The following is a 16,255-nucleotide window of genomic DNA, read 5'->3' as shown; positions in this document are numbered from 1 at the left end:
AAACGGATGATGGCTTAAGAAGTTCAATTCCATCCAGATTTGTAGCCCCGGTAAGCGCACCGCTACCGGGGTTATTATGCTGGGTTACAGCACCTTATGCGGCCCGAAACATTCGTAATGGATGTTGTCCTTATTGACGCCCAGTTCAACCAGCTGCTGTGCGGCAAACTGCATAAACGCCACCGGGCCACAGAGATAGAACTGCATCTGCGGGTCGCCAATCCTGTCGGCCAGGGCCGATAAATCCATCAAACCTTCGCTATCAAACGCGCCGGCTTCACGGTCCCCTTCGCTCGGACTGCGGTACCAGACGTGAGACGTAAACCTCGGCAGGGTTTCACCCAGAGCTTTCACTTCGTCCGCGAAGGCGTGCACGTCGCCGTTCTCTGCCGCGTGGAACCAGTTCACCTGCGCCGGATGCTGTGCTTTTGCCAGCGTGTCCAGCATCGCCAGCATCGGCGTCTGACCGACGCCGCCGGAGAGCAGCGTGACCGGCGTTTCCGGCGCCACGTTGAGGAAGAAATCGCCGGCCGGCGCGGCCAGATAAATCACGTCGCCTTCTTGCGCGGAACCATGCAGCCAGTTTGAAACCTGCCCGCCCTTTTCGCGTTTAACCGCGATACGATAGCCTCTACCATCGGATTTACGGGTCAGGGAGTATTGACGAATCTCCTGATGCGGGAAACCTTCCGGCTTCAGCCAGACCGCCAGGTACTGGCCCGGATGGTATTCAGCGACCGCGCCGCCGTCGATCGGCTCAAACTCAAAGCTGGTAATCAGCGCGCTGCGCGGCGTTTTTCTGACAATACGGAAGGCGCGGGTGCCTTCCCAGCCGCCGGCTTTGCTGGCGCTTTCGCGGTAGATTTGCGCTTCACGGTTAATAAAGACGTTGGACAGTACGTCGTAGGCCTTGCCCCAGGCATCCAGCACTTCCTGGCCGGGGCTGAACATCTCGTCAAGGGTGGCCAGCAGGTGGGTACCGACAATATTGTACTGCTCAGGCTGGATCTGAAAGCTGGTGTGCTTCTGGGCGATTTTTTCCACCGCCGGCAGCAGGGCGGGCAGGTTCTCAAGATTGCTGGCATAGGCGGCAATGGCGTTGAACAGCGCCTCGCGCTGGTCGCCGTTGCGCTGATTACTCATATTAAAGATTTCTTTGAGTTCGGGATTATGAGCAAACATGCGGTCGTAAAAATGGGCGGTCAGTTTCGGACCGGTTTCAACCAGCAGGGGGATGGTGGCTTTCACCGTAGCGATGGTTTGCGCGTCGAGCATAGCAGCTTCCTTGTATGTTATCTTAATGATGTATTTTAAATGCATCTTATAAAAATACCCCTGCTTTGTAAATGGTTCTTTAACGCTTTGCCCTACGGCAGTGGCAACATGAATTATTTGCATCACAAACCTGAAAACAAATCCGTTGATAATTGCAGGAGCTTTATTGCTCAAAGCCTTGTGTTATGCGGAGCCAATCGTTTGCGTAAAATCCTTTGTCAAGACCTGTTATCACAGAATGATTCAGTTATACTGTGGGCCGTTGTCCAATCGGACCGCCTTTTAAGGCCGAAATTCTATTGTTAGCTGAGTCAGGAGATGCGGATGTTAAAGCGTGAAATGAACATTGCCGATTATGATGCCGAACTGTGGCAGGCTATGGAGCAAGAAAAAGTACGTCAGGAAGAGCACATCGAACTGATCGCCTCCGAAAACTACACCAGCCCACGCGTTATGCAGGCGCAGGGCTCTCAGCTGACTAACAAATACGCTGAAGGCTATCCGGGTAAGCGCTACTACGGCGGCTGTGAATACGTCGATATCGTAGAGCAGCTGGCTATCGATCGCGCGAAAGAGCTGTTTGGCGCTGACTACGCTAACGTGCAGCCGCACTCCGGCTCTCAGGCTAACTTCGCGGTCTATACCGCTCTGCTGCAGCCGGGTGACACCGTGCTGGGTATGAACCTGGCGCAAGGCGGCCACCTGACTCACGGCTCCCCGGTCAACTTCTCCGGCAAACTGTATAACATCATTCCTTACGGCATTGATGAGTCCGGTAAAATTGACTACGAAGATATGGCGAAGCAGGCTCAGGAACACAAACCGAAGATGATTATCGGTGGTTTCTCTGCCTACTCCGGTATCGTTGACTGGGCGAAAATGCGCGAAATCGCTGACAGCATTGGCGCATACCTGTTCGTCGACATGGCCCACGTTGCCGGCCTGATTGCCGCAGGCGTGTACCCAAACCCGGTTCCGCATGCGCACGTGGTGACCACCACCACCCATAAAACCCTGGCGGGTCCGCGCGGCGGCCTGATCCTGGCGAAAGGCGGTAGCGAAGAACTGTACAAAAAACTGAACTCTGCCGTATTCCCGAGCGCCCAGGGCGGCCCGCTGATGCACGTTATCGCGGCGAAAGCGGTTGCGCTGAAAGAAGCGATGGAGCCAGAGTTCAAAGTTTACCAGCAGCAGGTAGCGAAAAACGCCAAAGCGATGGTCGAAGTGTTCCTGAACCGCGGCTACAAAGTGGTTTCCGGCGGCACTGAAAACCACCTGTTCCTGCTGGATCTGGTCGATAAAAATCTGACCGGTAAAGAAGCTGATGCTGCACTGGGTCGCGCTAACATCACCGTGAACAAAAACAGCGTACCGAACGATCCGAAGAGCCCGTTTGTGACCTCCGGTATCCGCATCGGTTCTCCGGCGGTCACCCGTCGCGGCTTTAAAGAAGCGGAAGTGAAAGAGCTGGCTGGCTGGATGTGCGACGTACTGGACAACATCAATGATGAAGCGGTCATTGAGCGCGTGAAGGGCAAAGTGCTGGACATCTGCTCCCGCTTCCCGGTTTATGCATAATCGTTAGCCGTTGAAATTAAAAAGGCCGCAATTGCGGCCTTTTTTGCGTCTGAAGATTAGCGTCGATCGAGCGAAATGGCGCCGGGCCCGGTTATTGCTAACAGCAGGAAGGCGCCGGCAATGCTGACGTTTTTCCAGAAGTTAATCATGTTCGGCAGCACTGCATCGCCGGACATATCCCAGTAGTGATGCCCAATAACTGCGGTACCCAGAGTATAAAAAATAAAGATCACCGCCAGCGGTCGGGTGAAAAAGCCCAGCACAATCAAAATAGCCGCAGGCACTTCCATAATGATGGCAATAATGGCCGCAAGCGTCGGCATTGGCGCGCCGGAGGAGGCCATGTACTGCACCGTGCCGCTAAAGCCGAGCAGCTTGGGATAGCCGAAAAGAATAAACAGCACCACCACCGCGATACGGGCGATCAATAGCAGCAGGGAGCGGGAAGAGCCAAAATCAAAATAGCGTAGTGTGTTCATAATCAGCTCGTTATGAGAGACGTGTGATTTAAACGTAATACACAAATTTGCGCTCCGCCACGTCCCCCTGATGATTAACGCAGCGTCTGTAGTTGCTCCTCAACGTAGAGATAACCGATACCCATCAGCTGCTGCGCGCGGGTTAGCTTGCCAAAGCCGATTTGGGTGGCCCTTGTACGTGTCGCGTCGCGATGATCGAAGGGATTAAACCCCGTCTGTCTAATAATGATATTTAGCCACTCTTCCCCAAAGCTGCAGCTACGACCATAAAGCAGGATGTTATTTATATTCAATATATTCAGAAAGTTGTAGAGACTCAGTCCGATGGCGTTTGCCGAATCTTCAACCCAGGTACGAAGGCGGGGATCTCCCTGTCGCCATTTCTCTATTAATGCATCAATGGTGAGTTCTTCAGGATTATCGGCGAGCTCGGGACGGGTCTTTAACCATACCCTAGCCTGTTTTTTTAGTGCGCTGAGAGAGGCGATGGTTTCAAGGCAACCGTAGCGTCCGCAATCGCAGGCTACGCCGTCAGGATTGATAATCGTGTGACCGATTTGTCCGCTACCATAGAGACTGCCGCGCCATACCTGATCGTTGATAACGAACGAAGAGCCAATCCCGTAATCGACATTGATCACGCAGAAGTCGCGATACTGACCATCATTTTGCCATTTCTCAGCCAGCGCCAGCATCACGCAGTCGTTATCGACCATAACGCGGACGTTGAGCTTTTCTTCCAGTAGATATTTCATCTCTACCGGCTGTTTCCAGGGCGCCTGCGGCATGGTCTGCGATACGCCGGTTCCCGCATCAACCTGGCCATGAACCGCCAGCGCCAGATTGATTTTGCGATTGGGCCAGTTCTTACGGTACTGATGCCAGCATTTTTCAATGGCGGTAAGTAATGCCTGGGGATTAGGGGCATCAATCGCATGGTATTCCACATCGCCTTTCGGACTCAGGCAGGCGTTACCAAGCTGGCACTCAATACTGGTTGGCGTGATATTCATGCATAACGTCCATTCTCCATCGGGGGCGATAAGCCAGGCTCCGCTGCTATGGCCGCGTGAAATGCGATCGTCCTGTACGTTTACGACCCGTCCTTCCTCCTCCAACTCCTGGAGAATATTGCTGATCGCGGGAATAGAGATTTGCGCCAGTCTTGCAAGCGTCGATTTACTGGCTCGCTTCTTGCGGTACAGATACTCCAGAAGCACGCCCTTGTTGTAATGACGAATTTGCTGATTGTTAATGCAGGCTTTCATAAACTAAACCTTGTTAACTAAATTGCGTGATTATTGTGCGTAAATACGCTGATTCTGTCTATTAAACTGCTCTCATTATTTCACTTCAGTATGTCTTGTTAACTTTGAGGGCATTATGAGTTCAGTAAACGTTTGGCAGGAAACGGTACATATTCCGACCTATGAAACGGGGACGCAGGATATTCACCCCATGTTTCTGGAAAATCGGGTTTATCAGGGGTCTTCCGGGGCCGTGTATCCCTATGGCGTGACGGATACGCTGAGCGAGGATAAAACGCTAAAAGCCTGGCAGGCAGTATGGCTGGAAAACGATTATATCAAGGTCATGATCCTGCCCCAGCTAGGGGGGCGCGTACATCGCGCGTGGGATAAGGTCAGACAGCGTGATTTCGTTTATCACAATGATGTCATCAAGCCTGCTCTGGTGGGACTGCTTGGCCCATGGATTTCCGGGGGAATAGAGTTCAACTGGCCGCAGCACCATCGCCCGACGACCTATATGCCGGTGGACTTTACCATTAGCGAAAATGAAGATGGTTCAAAAACCGTTTGGGTTGGCGAGACCGAGCCGATGCACGGACTCCAGGTGATGACCGGATTTACGCTGCGCCCGGAGCGTGCGGCGCTGGAGATTGGCAGCCGGGTCTACAACAGCAACGCGACCCCACGTCATTTCTTATGGTGGGCGAATCCGGCGGTGAAAGGCGGCGACGGGCATCAAAGCGTATTCCCGCCGGACGTCAATGCGGTATTCGATCACGGCAAACGCGCGGTTTCAGCCTTCCCCATCGCCACTGGCACTTATTACAAGGTGGACTACTCGGCGGGCGTCGATATCTCGCGCTATAAGAACGTCCCTGTGCCGACCTCCTACATGGCGGAAAAGTCAGAGTACGATTTTGTCGGCGCCTGGTGCCATGATGAAAATGGCGGGCTGCTGCACGTTGCGGATCATCATATCGCGCCGGGGAAAAAGCAGTGGAGCTGGGGCTATAGCGAATTTGGCCGGGCATGGGATAAAAATCTGACCGATGAGAACGGGCCGTATATCGAACTGATGACCGGTATTTTTGCCGATAACCAGCCGGATTTTACCTGGCTCGATCCGTTTGAAGAAAAACGTTTTGAGCAATATTTCCTGCCTTATCACTCACTGGGCATGGTGCAGAACGCTTCGCGCGATGCGGTGATTAAGCTACAACGCGAAAATAACGGCATTGCCTGGGGCGTCTATGCCATTGCCCCTCTTACCGCGTATCGTCTTACCGTTCGCGAAGAGGGTAACCCGCAGCCTCTGCTGGATGAAATGATTGAGCTGACGCCATGCGCCGCCGTTCAGGGAACGCTTGCCGGTATCGCTGCTGCTCGCCTGACGATGGAATTGCTTGATAGCCAGGGTAAGTGCGTTTTGCGCTATCAGGAACATCAGCCGCAGGAAATTCCGTTGCCGGAAGTGGCGAAAGCCCCGTTAAGCGCGGATAAGATTGTCAGCGTGGATGAAGCATGGTTTATCGGCCAGCATCTGGAGCAGTATAACCATGCCAGCCGTTCACCTTTCGACTATTACCTGCGCGGTATTGAGCTGGATCCACAGGATTACCGCTGCAACCTGGCGCTGGCGATGCTGGAATATAATCGTGCCGACTATCCGCGAGCGATCGATTACGCGACCCAGGCGCTTGTGCGTGCGCATCGTTTAAATAAAAACCCGCAGTGCGGTCAGGCCAGTATGATCCGCGCCAGCGCCAGAGAACGGTTACAGCAGTGGCATGATGCGCAGGAGGATTTTTGGCGCGCGGTATGGAGCGGCAACAGCAAGGCGGGAGGGTATTATGGGCTTGCCAGGCTGGCTACACGAAACGAGCGTTATGACGATGCACTGAATTTTTGTCGGCAAAGTTTGCTGGCATGCCAGACCAATCAGGATGTGCTTTCTCTGGAAGCGTTGTTACTGCATTTCACCGGCCGTCCCGCCGAGGCGCAGGAGCAGATTGCAAAACTGCTGCGTGACTATCCTCTGAATCCTACCCTCTGGTGGATAAAGGCGACGCTCTCAGAAGCGGAGCCGGATTACGCGCAATGGGTTGGCGTATGCCAGTCGCGGGATATTAATGCCCTGCAAACCGCTGGATTATTGCTGAGCTGGGGAATGGCCGATCGGGCGAAGGATGTGCTGGCGAAGCTCAACTGCCAGAAAACGCTGCCGCTCTATTTACAAGCCAGTCTGGGCCAGGGGAATGAACGCATAGCGCTAATAAACCGCGCCCGCGAGGTATTTCCTGACTTCGTACGCTTCCCCAATCTGCTGGTAGAAGTCGCGGCGCTGGAGAATGTGTCCGAGTGCTATTTTGCTCAGCACCTGCTCGCCTGTTTCCACTACAGCCGCCGTAACTATGAGAAAGCGATACGCCTGTGGCAGCGCTGCGTTGAAATGGCGCCTGATTTTGCTGACGCCTGGCGAGGGCTGGCGATTCATGCATGGAATAAACACGCTGATGCGGAGCTGGCAGCCACCTGCCTCGATAAAGCTTGCGAACAACAGCCGGAAGATGCGCGACTCCTGTTTGAACGCGACCTGTTGGATAAGCTCACTGGCGTAGAGCCAGAAAAACGCCTTAACCGCCTGGAAGCTCATCTCGCTACGGCTTTGAAGCGCGATGATTTAACCGCGGAGCTCCTGCATCTTTGGCATCTTGCCGGGAAGAGTGAGCAAGCGGCTGATGTCCTTTCTTCGCGTAAATTTCACCCGTGGGAAGGTGGTGAAGGAAAAATCACCAGCCAGTTTATTATCAATCACTTATTGCGGGCCTGGCAGCATATTCAGCAGCAGCGGCCGCAGCAGGCCGAGGAGCTGCTGCTCTGTGCGCTGCACTATCCGGATAACCTTAGCGAAGGGCGGCTACCGGGGCAAACCGATAACGATATCTGGTTTTGGCTGGGTATATGCGCCAGGCAGCAGGGCAGGGAAGAGCGCGCCGTTGAGTGCTTTCAGAAGGCCGCGTTGGGTGACAGGACCATCAATATTCACAGCTACTACAACGATCAGCCAGTGGATTACCTCTTCTGGCAAGGTATTGCCTTGCGGATGATTGGCGAACACCTGGCCAGCAACCAACTTTTCAGCGATATGTTGCAGTGGTCGCAACATATGGAGGTGGAACAGGTGGAGGCAGACTTCTTTGCGGTATCTCAGCCGGATCTGCTCGCGCTCTATGCCGATATTCAAAAGCAGCATCAGGAGAAATGTTTGTTCGTGCGCACCCTGGCGACAGCTGGACTGGGCGGGGGGGAGCGATACCAGCAGGCGCTGTCCGGCCTGGAAGCGCTAAATCCAGCCTGGGCGAAGGCGGCACTATTTCGGGAGACAATACCGTTTGTACTGCACCTCATTAACTAAAGAGCGTTTACTGTAATTTTTGAGCGGCCTGACCCGCCGCTTTTCCCGAGATGTTTAGAATATGTGAAATCGTTCGGCGGCATGCCCGTTTGCCGCCGGAACCAAACAACAATAAATGCCTGACCCTACAGGAGGCACGTATGTCTAAAAACAAAGCAGTCTCATTTTTTTCATGTTTACTGTTAACGTTGTTGAGTATTTCATTGCCGGGTTTGAGCGCAGAGAAAGAGGTTACCGTCGGGGCTATCTATCTTGATACACAGGGTTATTATGCCGGCGTTCGCCAGGGCGTGCAGGATGCAGCCAAAGAGAACCAGGCCAAAATTCAGCTGATTGAAACCAACGCTCAGGGAGATATTTCCAAAGAGAGTTCGTTTATCGATACGCTGGTTGCGCGTAACGTTGACGCCATCATTCTTTCCGCCGTCTCAGAGAACGGCAGCAGCCGCGCGGTTCGCCGGGCCAATGAAGCCGGCATTCCGGTTATTTGCTACAACACCTGCATTAATGAGAAGGGCGTGGATAAATATGTCTCCGCCTATCTGGTTGGCGACCCGCTTGAGTTCGGAAAAGAGCTGGGTGATGCCGCCGCCGATTATTTTATTGCCAACAATATCAGCGCGCCAAAAATCGCGGTCATTAACTGTGAAGCGTTCGAGGTGTGCGTTCAGCGGCGTAAAGGCTTCGAAGCTGCGCTAAAAGCTCGCGTTCCGGGCATGCAAATAGTCGCGAATCAGGAAGGGACCGTCCTCGATAAAGCTATTTCTGTGGGCGAAAAGCTGATTATCTCAACAACTGACCTGGACGCCATTATGGGGGAATCCGGCGGTGCGACGCTGGGCGCGGTTAAGGCGGTGCGTAATCAGGGGAAAGTGGGGAAAATTGCCGTATTTGGTTCTGATATGACAACGGAAATCGCTCAGGAGTTACAAAATTATCAGGTACTGAAGGCCGTGGTGGATATTTCCGGTAAGAAAATGGGCAACGCCGTCTTCACGCAAACCATGAACGTGATTAATAAAACCCCGGCGGAAAATAAAATTATCCCTGTGGATATCGATACCTACGTTAAATCTGAAGATGGAAAGCAGTGGTTGGCAACGCATGTCGATGGCCTGCCTTGATGACTCCAGTCAGCTAACAGAGGTAGCGATGTTATGACGGAAATAGAGAATAGTTCGGCGCCGGTCGCGGAAATCATCGGAGGCAATAAGCGTTATCCCGGCGTTGTCGCGCTGGATAACGTTGATTTTACCCTCTCAAAGGGTGAGGTTCGCGCGCTGTTGGGGAAAAATGGCGCCGGAAAATCCACGCTTATTCGCATGCTGACCGGTAGCGAAAGTCCTGATAGCGGCGAAATCTGGTTGGGTGGAACCCGTCTTGAAGGTAACGATGCAACGCTGACGCGGCGTGCGGCGGAGCTGGGAGTCAGAGCCGTATACCAGGAGCTAAGCCTGGTTGAAGGCTTAACGGTGGCGGAAAATCTTTGCCTGGGCCAGTGGCCGCGGCGTAACGGCATGGTTGACCAGACTCTTATGGGCCACCAGGCCGCTGAAGCGCTGGCCGCTCTCGGAGTGGACGTCCCGCCAGATGCGCTGGTCGACACGCTTAGCCCGGCACAAAAGCAGCTGGTGGAGATTGCCCGCGTAATGAAAGGCCAGCCGCAGGTGGTTATCCTTGATGAGCCGACCAGCTCGCTGGCTAATGCGGAAGTTGAGCTGGTGATCAACGCGGTAAAACGGATGTCGGCACTGGGCGTGGCGGTGATTTATGTTAGCCATCGTATGGAGGAAATCCGCCGAATCGCCTCCTGCGCAACCATCATGCGCGACGGTCAGGTTGCAGGCGATGTCACTCTGGAGAGCACGACAACTCAGGAAATCGTCTCGCTGATGCTGGGCAGAGAGCATATCGATCTCCCGGTGGTGAAGTCTGATATCGCGCTCACGACCCCGGTTCTGCAGGTTGATCGGCTATGCCATCCGCCTAAGCTGCAAAATATTAACTTTACGTTACACCGCGGAGAGGTGTTGGGTATTGCCGGGCTGCTGGGGTCAGGCCGTAGCGAATTACTCAAGGCAATCATTGGATTAGAACCGCTCTCCAGCGGCAAAATTACGCTGAATGGCGTAACCATTGCGCGGCCGGAATATACCACAATGCTAAAAAGCGGCGTCGGCTATACCCCGGAAAACCGTAAAGAGGCGGGGATTATTCCGCTACTGGGTGTGGATGAAAATACGGTGATGACGAACCGGCATAAGGTGAGTCAACGTGGGGTATTGAACTGGCAACGGATCCAGGAGTTGACGGCGGCTGTGATGCGCCGAATGACGGTTAAAGCGGCAAATACGCAAACGGCAATCGGGACCTTATCGGGCGGCAATCAGCAAAAAGTGGTGATTGGGCGCTGGGTTTACGCCGGAAGCGAAATATTGCTCCTTGACGAGCCGACGCGCGGAGTCGATATCGAAGCCAAGCAGCAGATATATCGTATCGTGCGGGAACTGGCCGCTGAAGGTAAAAGCGTCATCTTCATTTCCAGCGAAATAGAAGAGCTGCCGTTAGTTTGCGACCGTATTTTGCTGCTGCAAAACGGCGGGTTTAGCCGCGAGCTTGTAGCCCCTGTCAACGTCGATGAATTAATGTCGGCAATTTTATCCACGCATTAGCCATTACGTTTATTGAGGAACTCACCGATGTCCGCCTCATCATTAACGCTGCCGCAAGGCAAAAGTACCACACCGAAGCAGTTTATCAGCCGTCATATTAATGATATTGGCCTGCTGGTGGTCATTGCTATTTTGTATCTGGTTTTTTCATTTAACGCGCCGGGATTTATTTCTTTAAATAACCAAATGAACGTGCTGCGCGATGCCGCAACGATCGGGATTGCGGCATGGGCGATGACGCTGATTATTATTTCCGGCGAGATAGATGTCAGCGTCGGGCCCATGGTGGCGTTTATCTCCGTCTGCCTCGCCTATCTGCTGCAGTTCCAGATACCGCTTAGCGTAGCTTGCCTGCTGGTTTTATTGCTGGGAGCCGCGTTGGGCACCCTGGCCGGGGTGCTACGCGGCGTTTTCAGCGTTCCCAGTTTCGTGGCTACATTGGGTTTGTGGAGCGCATTACGCGGTATGGGACTGTTTATGACCAATGCGCTACCGGTGCCCATCGATGAAAATGAGGTACTGGACTGGCTCGGCGGACAGCTTTTTGGTATTCCGGTATCGGCATTAATTATGCTGATTCTGTTTATCATCTTTGTCTTTATCAGCCGCAAGACCGCGTTTGGTCGCTCCGTTTTCGCGACCGGCGGCAATGCTACCGCGGCCCAGCTTTGCGGGATCAACGTCAAGCGGGTGCGTATTTTGATTTTTACCCTTTCCGGCCTGCTGGCCGCGATTACCGGAATTTTGCTGGCCGCCAGGCTTGGTTCGGGTAATGCGGGGGCGGCAAACGGTCTGGAGTTTGACGTTATTGCCGCAGTGGTGGTTGGCGGTACCGCTCTGTCGGGCGGTCGCGGTTCGCTGTTTGGCACCTTATTAGGCGTACTGGTCATCACCCTTATTGGCAATGGACTGGTGCTGCTGGGGATTAACTCTTTCTTCCAGCAGGTTGTTCGCGGATTAATTATTGTGGTGGCGGTGCTGGCGAATATATTGCTGACCCAACGCAATAATAAACTCAAACATTAATGTTTGTACCCAAAATAATTCGAGTTGCAGGAAAGCCAACGCACAAGCAACTTGAAGTATGAAGGGTATATTAATTTGTATAGAGGGAATTATGAAAACAATGCTAGCTGCTTTTTTACCCGGGAATTCCACCGTTGAGCTTAGAGAAGTCCCTGTACCAACCCCAGGAATTAATCAGGTCCTGATTAAAATGAAATCATCAGGAATTTGCGGTAGCGATGTGCATTATATTTATCATCAGCACCGTGGCACCGCAGCTGCGCCGGACAAACCGTTGTATCAGGGATTTATTAACGGTCATGAGCCCTGCGGGCAAATAGTTGAGACGGGAGCGGGATGCCGCCACTTTAAAGCGGGCGATCGGGTACTGGTTTACCATATTTCCGGCTGCGGATTCTGCTCTAACTGCCGTCGCGGCTTCCCTATTTCTTGTACCGGGGAGGGGAAAGCGGCCTATGGCTGGCAGCGCGATGGCGGACATGCAGAGTATTTACTGGCGGAAGAGAAAGACTTGATTCATCTCCCGGATACCCTGAGCTATGAAGATGGAGCGTTTATTAGCTGCGGCGTCGGGACTGCCTACGAAGGTATTTTGCGCGGCGAAGTCTCCGGCAGCGACAACGTTCTGGTTGTTGGCCTGGGACCTGTCGGCATGATGGCCATGATGCTGGCGAAAGGGCGCGGCGCGAAGCGCGTTATCGGCGTTGATATGCTGCCGGATCGTCTGGCGACGGCAAAGCAGCTTGGCGTGATGGACAACGGATTCCTGGCGACGACGGAAAACCTTCCGGCGCTGATTGCCGAACTGACGCGCGGCGGGGCGGATGTGGCGCTCGATTGTTCCGGTAATGCCGCCGGACGCCTGCTGGCGCTGCAGTCGACCGCGGACTGGGGAAGGGTGGTCTATATCGGTGAAACCGGGAAAGTTGAGTTTGAAGTCAGCGCTGATCTGATGCACCACCAGCGGCGAATTATTGGCTCCTGGGTGACCAGCCTGTTCCATATGGAAAAATGCGCCCGCGACCTGACCGACTGGAAGCTTTGGCCGCATAGCGCTATTACGCATCGTTTTTCTCTTGAGCAGGCGGGAGAGGCCTATGCGCTGATGGCGAGCGGTAAATGCGGCAAAGTGGTAATTAACTTCCCGGATTAAGGAGGCCAGATGACGCTTTATACGCTGGAAAATGGAACGCTGCGGCTGCAGGTTGCGGAGCAGGGCGGCGCGATCGAAGGACTATGGTGGCTGCACCAGGGAAAATCGATCCCCGTACTGCGCCCGGGACGGAAAAGCGGCATTGCGGTGGAATCTTCTTGTTTCCCTCTCGTGCCGTTCGGTAACCGCGTCAGTGGGAATCGCTTTTGCTCACCGACGGGAGAGCATCAACTGCGGCCCAACGTTGAATGGGATAGCCATTACCTTCATGGCGATGGCTGGCTGAATCGCTGGTGCTGTGCTGAACAATCCCCCGGGCAGCTTAAGTTAGAGTATGTTCATCGTCAGGGCGTGTATCACTACACGGCGCAGCAGATTTTTACTCTCAACGAAGGCGGTATTGAGGTTGAGTTGGTTGTCACTAATGATGGCGATTCGCTGCCATTTGGCCTCGGCTGGCATCCCTATTTCCCGTTGTCGCCGGAAACCCGCGTGCAGGCGTATACCACCGGATACTGGCTTGAAAAAGAGCACTGGCTAACCGGAGAGCACCAGGAAAGCTTGCCGCAGGAACTGGATTTCAATCAGCCAGCCCCGCTGCCCGCGCATTGGGTAAACAATGGTTTTTCCGGATGGGATGGCGCGGCGGTAATCCAGCAGCCAGATTCGGGGTATCAGCTTTTGATGACTACCGAGCCGCCTGCGCCTTGCTATTTCGTCTTTGTTTCCGACCCGGCGTTTGATAAGGGGTATGCGTTTGATTTCTTCTGCTTTGAACCAATGAGCCATGCGCCTGACGATCACCATCGACCGGGTTTTGGTCAGTTGACTATGCTGTCACAGGGTGAAAGCATGCGGCAAAAAATGATACTGAAGATTCATTCTTGTTAAGCCTGACCTGCCCGGAAACGGGCAGGATAACTTCATCTTGCACCTTCTCCGCTTTATCGCCAGACTGTCGCCTCCATTCGGGAGGGAATCATGGTCTTGCACTCCACGCGCTGGCTGGCGCTTAGTTACTTCACTTACTTTTTTAGCTACGGTATCTTCCTGCCTTTCTGGAGCGTCTGGCTTTCCGGACTTGGCCTGACGCCGGAAACCATCGGCATGCTGCTCGGCGCCGGGCTGGTGTCGCGCTTTCTTGGCAGCTTGCTGATTGCGCCGCGGGTCAGCGACCCGTCCCGTCTTATCTCTTCTCTACGCATTCTGGCGCTGCTGACGCTGCTCTTTGCGCTCGCATTTTGGATCGGCCACCAGGTTGTCTGGCTGATGGTGATTATCGTCGGCTTTAACCTTTTTTTCTCGCCGCTGGTGCCGCTGACCGACGCGCTGGCGAATACCTGGCAAAAGCAGATCACCATGGACTACGGGCGCGTGCGCCTGTGGGGGTCGATAGCTTTCGTCATTGGCTCGGCGCTGACTGGGAAGCTGGTCAGCCTGTATGACTACCGGATGATACTGGTGATGCTCAGCGTCGGTATAGCCTCCATGCTGCTCGGGATGCTGTTGAAGCCGTCGGTGCAGCCGCAGGGAGAATCCCGCCAGCAGGAAGCGGCCGGGCTGTCGGCCTGGGTCACTCTGGTGCGGCAAAGCTGGCGCTTCCTTGCCTGTGTCTGTTTGCTGCAGGGGGCGCACGCCGCCTACTATGGGTTCAGCGCAATCTACTGGCAGGAGGCGGGGTATTCCGCCTCCGCCGTGGGCTATTTGTGGTCGCTTGGCGTGGTGGCGGAAGTGGTGATTTTCGCGCTGAGCAAAAAGGTCTTCCGCCGCTTCAGCGCCCGCGATCTGCTGCTGCTTTCCGCGGTGTGCGGAGTGATTCGCTGGACGCTGATGGGCTGGACGACGGCGCTACCCTGGCTTATCGTCGCGCAGATCCTCCACTGTGGCACCTTTACGGTCTGCCATCTGGCGGCGATGCGCTATATCGCGGCTCGCCAGGGAAGCGAAGTCATCCGCTTGCAGGCGGTCTACTCCGCGGTAGCGATGGGCGGCAGCATTGCGGTAATGACGGTATTTGCCGGCTTCCTCTACCAGCATCTGCACCAGGGCGTTTTCTGGGTGATGGCGCTGGTGGCCTTACCGGCGCTGGTGGTACGGCCAAAAGCGGTGGCTTAGGCCTCGAGCATCTTGCAAATCTGCTGCTGCTGGTGATCGCTGAACGTCTCGTCGGCATGAAACAGCGGCGGTGAAAACAGCGGTAGCGCCGTGGTATAGGGGGTGACGATCAGCGTCACTTCCTTCGGCGCGCCCTCTTTCTGGAAAGTGCTTACGCTCAAATACTTAATATTGAGCGGTAGCAGGGTTAGCTCGCGCAACTGCTGCTCCAGCGACTGCTCAAGGTCTGGATTATCATCGGTAAGCAAAACCACCTGTTTCTCTTGCAGATCGCTTTTTTGCATCAGCCACGCGCCGAAAATCACCGCGATTAAACTGACTTCCTCCTGGCTAAAGCGAACCTGCCAGCTGGCTTCGAACTCCTCCAGCGCCGCCTGCGTGGTGCGCATCAAACGGGGATACAGACGTCCAATCTCCTCCGGCAGCGCGTTATCGATACCGATAGCGAAGACGCTGCGGTGTAGCGCCTGTGAGAGGTGTATATAGAGCTGATCGCTAAGCCCCTGCTCATCGCTGAACGGCCGCCCCGCCAGGTTCTGAAAGCGGTGAATCAGTCTGGAGATGGCCAGATGCAGGCGCCGGTCATGCTGGTGCCCGTCGCGGATGGGATCGGGGGTTTTCAGCAGCATAAATAGCAGGGTCAGAAACAGCTGTTCTCCGGCATGGGGCGTCGCCGCCACCCGACGCTGCCAGTGGCGAACAATCTCCTCCGCGAGGGTAAACTCGGCGGCGGCTTGCGCCCAGCGCTGCTGCTCGTGGGTGAAAGAGGGGCTCTGCCCAAGGTGGTGCTGCAGTAAACAATACTGTAAATAAAGACGCAGAAAATGCACGTCGCGGCAGTCAAACTGCCGGTTCAGAGTTCGGGCGCACCGGTTCACCAGGGCCTGGAGATTGGTGTCGTCATATAGCGTGCGTGCGATACCCTGCTGTTTAAGCTGCGTTTTTAACGCCGGGGTAAAATGGTGGCTGACAAAATGCGGGCACAGGCGCAGCCCGCGGCGCAGAGCGTGCAGCAAGCACAAGCGTTGATCGAGCGCAGCGCCTTCCATCCGATAGCTGCCGTCCGCTTGTGAAGTCAGGGTTAAGCGGTGATAACGCTGAATTTCGCGTCCCGTCTCCGCGATGTCCTGCCTGGCGGTATCCTCATCAACCTGAGTGAGGCTACCCAGCCATTCGGGCGTCACGGATTGCCCGGGCAGATAAAACATCAGGAGCACCTGGCTACGGCGCTGTGGACTGGAAAGCACAGATGGTGGTTCAATCACTGTCATCATCCGGTTAGTTCCAGTTAG

General features: G+C 54.5%; 12 protein-coding genes. 8 read left to right on the top strand and 4 right to left on the bottom strand.

All coding sequences use genetic code 11. The features are described from left to right. Nucleotides 1–84: 84 nt before the first annotated feature. On the bottom strand, nt 85–1,275 hold the full coding sequence (hmpA, locus tag IYV58_RS20470) for an NO-inducible flavohemoprotein (protein WP_195729224.1): 1,191 nt from the start codon (nt 1,273–1,275) through the stop codon (nt 85–87). Nucleotides 1,276–1,599: 324 nt separating this feature from the next. On the opposite strand from hmpA, the gene glyA reads away from it, so the two are divergent. Continuing rightward, on the top strand, nt 1,600–2,853 hold the full coding sequence (glyA, locus tag IYV58_RS20465; RefSeq protein WP_004134918.1) for a serine hydroxymethyltransferase: 1,254 nt from the start codon (nt 1,600–1,602) through the stop codon (nt 2,851–2,853). 56 nt (nt 2,854–2,909) lie between these two features. Here the strand turns inward: glyA and IYV58_RS20460 are convergent, their stop codons facing one another. Continuing rightward, on the bottom strand, nt 2,910–3,377 hold the full coding sequence (locus IYV58_RS20460) for a DoxX family protein (protein ID WP_227631508.1): 468 nt from the start codon (nt 3,375–3,377) through the stop codon (nt 2,910–2,912). Nucleotides 3,378–3,406: 29 nt separating this feature from the next. Continuing rightward, entirely contained in the window at nt 3,407–4,600 is a 1,194-nt protein-coding gene (locus IYV58_RS20455; RefSeq protein WP_049112990.1) for an ROK family transcriptional regulator, read from the bottom strand. A 115-nt stretch (nt 4,601–4,715) separates the two neighbouring features. Between IYV58_RS20455 and IYV58_RS20450 the strand changes: the two genes are divergently transcribed. The 7 genes from IYV58_RS20450 to IYV58_RS20420 all read left to right on the top strand — a co-directional run bounded on the left by IYV58_RS20450 (nt 4,716) and on the right by IYV58_RS20420 (nt 14,963). Then, complete coding sequence (locus tag IYV58_RS20450) at nt 4,716–7,997, top strand: DUF5107 domain-containing protein (RefSeq protein WP_195729223.1); 3,282 nt, start codon at nt 4,716–4,718, stop codon at nt 7,995–7,997. Between the two features lie 140 nt (nt 7,998–8,137). Continuing rightward, the gene (locus IYV58_RS20445; RefSeq protein ID WP_195729222.1) at nt 8,138–9,121 is read left to right on the top strand and encodes a substrate-binding domain-containing protein; all 984 of its coding nucleotides are present in this window, start codon (nt 8,138–8,140) and stop codon (nt 9,119–9,121) included. Nucleotides 9,122–9,154: 33 nt separating this feature from the next. Continuing rightward, the gene (locus IYV58_RS20440) at nt 9,155–10,669 is read left to right on the top strand and encodes a sugar ABC transporter ATP-binding protein (protein WP_195729221.1); all 1,515 of its coding nucleotides are present in this window, start codon (nt 9,155–9,157) and stop codon (nt 10,667–10,669) included. A 27-nt stretch (nt 10,670–10,696) separates the two neighbouring features. Further along, nucleotides 10,697–11,695 carry an ABC transporter permease gene (locus IYV58_RS20435; RefSeq protein WP_195729220.1) on the top strand — a complete coding sequence of 333 codons (999 nt, stop codon included), beginning with the start codon at nt 10,697–10,699 and terminating at the stop codon, nt 11,693–11,695. 91 nt (nt 11,696–11,786) lie between these two features. After that, complete coding sequence (locus IYV58_RS20430; protein WP_142481726.1) at nt 11,787–12,848, top strand: zinc-dependent alcohol dehydrogenase family protein; 1,062 nt, start codon at nt 11,787–11,789, stop codon at nt 12,846–12,848. A gap of 9 nt (nt 12,849–12,857) precedes the next feature. After that, entirely contained in the window at nt 12,858–13,739 is an 882-nt protein-coding gene (locus IYV58_RS20425) for an aldose 1-epimerase (RefSeq protein ID WP_142481727.1), read from the top strand. 90 nt (nt 13,740–13,829) lie between these two features. Next, entirely contained in the window at nt 13,830–14,963 is a 1,134-nt protein-coding gene (locus tag IYV58_RS20420; RefSeq protein ID WP_049115870.1) for a 3-phenylpropionate MFS transporter, read from the top strand. Here the strand turns inward: IYV58_RS20420 and csiE are convergent. Further along, the gene (gene csiE / locus IYV58_RS20415) at nt 14,960–16,237 is read right to left on the bottom strand and encodes a stationary phase inducible protein CsiE (protein ID WP_032741928.1); all 1,278 of its coding nucleotides are present in this window, start codon (nt 16,235–16,237) and stop codon (nt 14,960–14,962) included. The genes IYV58_RS20420 and csiE overlap by 4 nt on opposite strands. Between the last annotated feature and the right edge of the window lie 18 nt (nt 16,238–16,255).

This window comes from Klebsiella sp. BDA134-6, from assembly GCF_015601345.1.
In the GTDB taxonomy this organism is placed as follows: domain Bacteria; phylum Pseudomonadota; class Gammaproteobacteria; order Enterobacterales; family Enterobacteriaceae; genus Klebsiella; species Klebsiella grimontii.
Note: the sequence above shows the minus strand (reverse complement) of the source record. Positions and strands in the feature narration are given on the sequence as shown.

Coding starts and splice junctions, on each gene's coding strand:
- IYV58_RS20420 (WP_049115870.1), top strand. CDS start 13,830: ATGGTCTTGCACTCCACGCGCTGGCTGGCGCTTAGTTACTTCACTTAC.
- IYV58_RS20455 (WP_049112990.1), bottom strand. CDS start 4,600: ATGAAAGCCTGCATTAACAATCAGCAAATTCGTCATTACAACAAGGGC.
- IYV58_RS20445 (WP_195729222.1), top strand. CDS start 8,138: ATGTCTAAAAACAAAGCAGTCTCATTTTTTTCATGTTTACTGTTAACG.
- IYV58_RS20450 (WP_195729223.1), top strand. CDS start 4,716: ATGAGTTCAGTAAACGTTTGGCAGGAAACGGTACATATTCCGACCTAT.
- IYV58_RS20425 (WP_142481727.1), top strand. CDS start 12,858: ATGACGCTTTATACGCTGGAAAATGGAACGCTGCGGCTGCAGGTTGCG.
- IYV58_RS20430 (WP_142481726.1), top strand. CDS start 11,787: ATGAAAACAATGCTAGCTGCTTTTTTACCCGGGAATTCCACCGTTGAG.
- IYV58_RS20440 (WP_195729221.1), top strand. CDS start 9,155: ATGACGGAAATAGAGAATAGTTCGGCGCCGGTCGCGGAAATCATCGGA.
- IYV58_RS20435 (WP_195729220.1), top strand. CDS start 10,697: ATGTCCGCCTCATCATTAACGCTGCCGCAAGGCAAAAGTACCACACCG.
- hmpA (WP_195729224.1), bottom strand. CDS start 1,275: ATGCTCGACGCGCAAACCATCGCTACGGTGAAAGCCACCATCCCCCTG.
- glyA (WP_004134918.1), top strand. CDS start 1,600: ATGTTAAAGCGTGAAATGAACATTGCCGATTATGATGCCGAACTGTGG.
- csiE (WP_032741928.1), bottom strand. CDS start 16,237: ATGATGACAGTGATTGAACCACCATCTGTGCTTTCCAGTCCACAGCGC.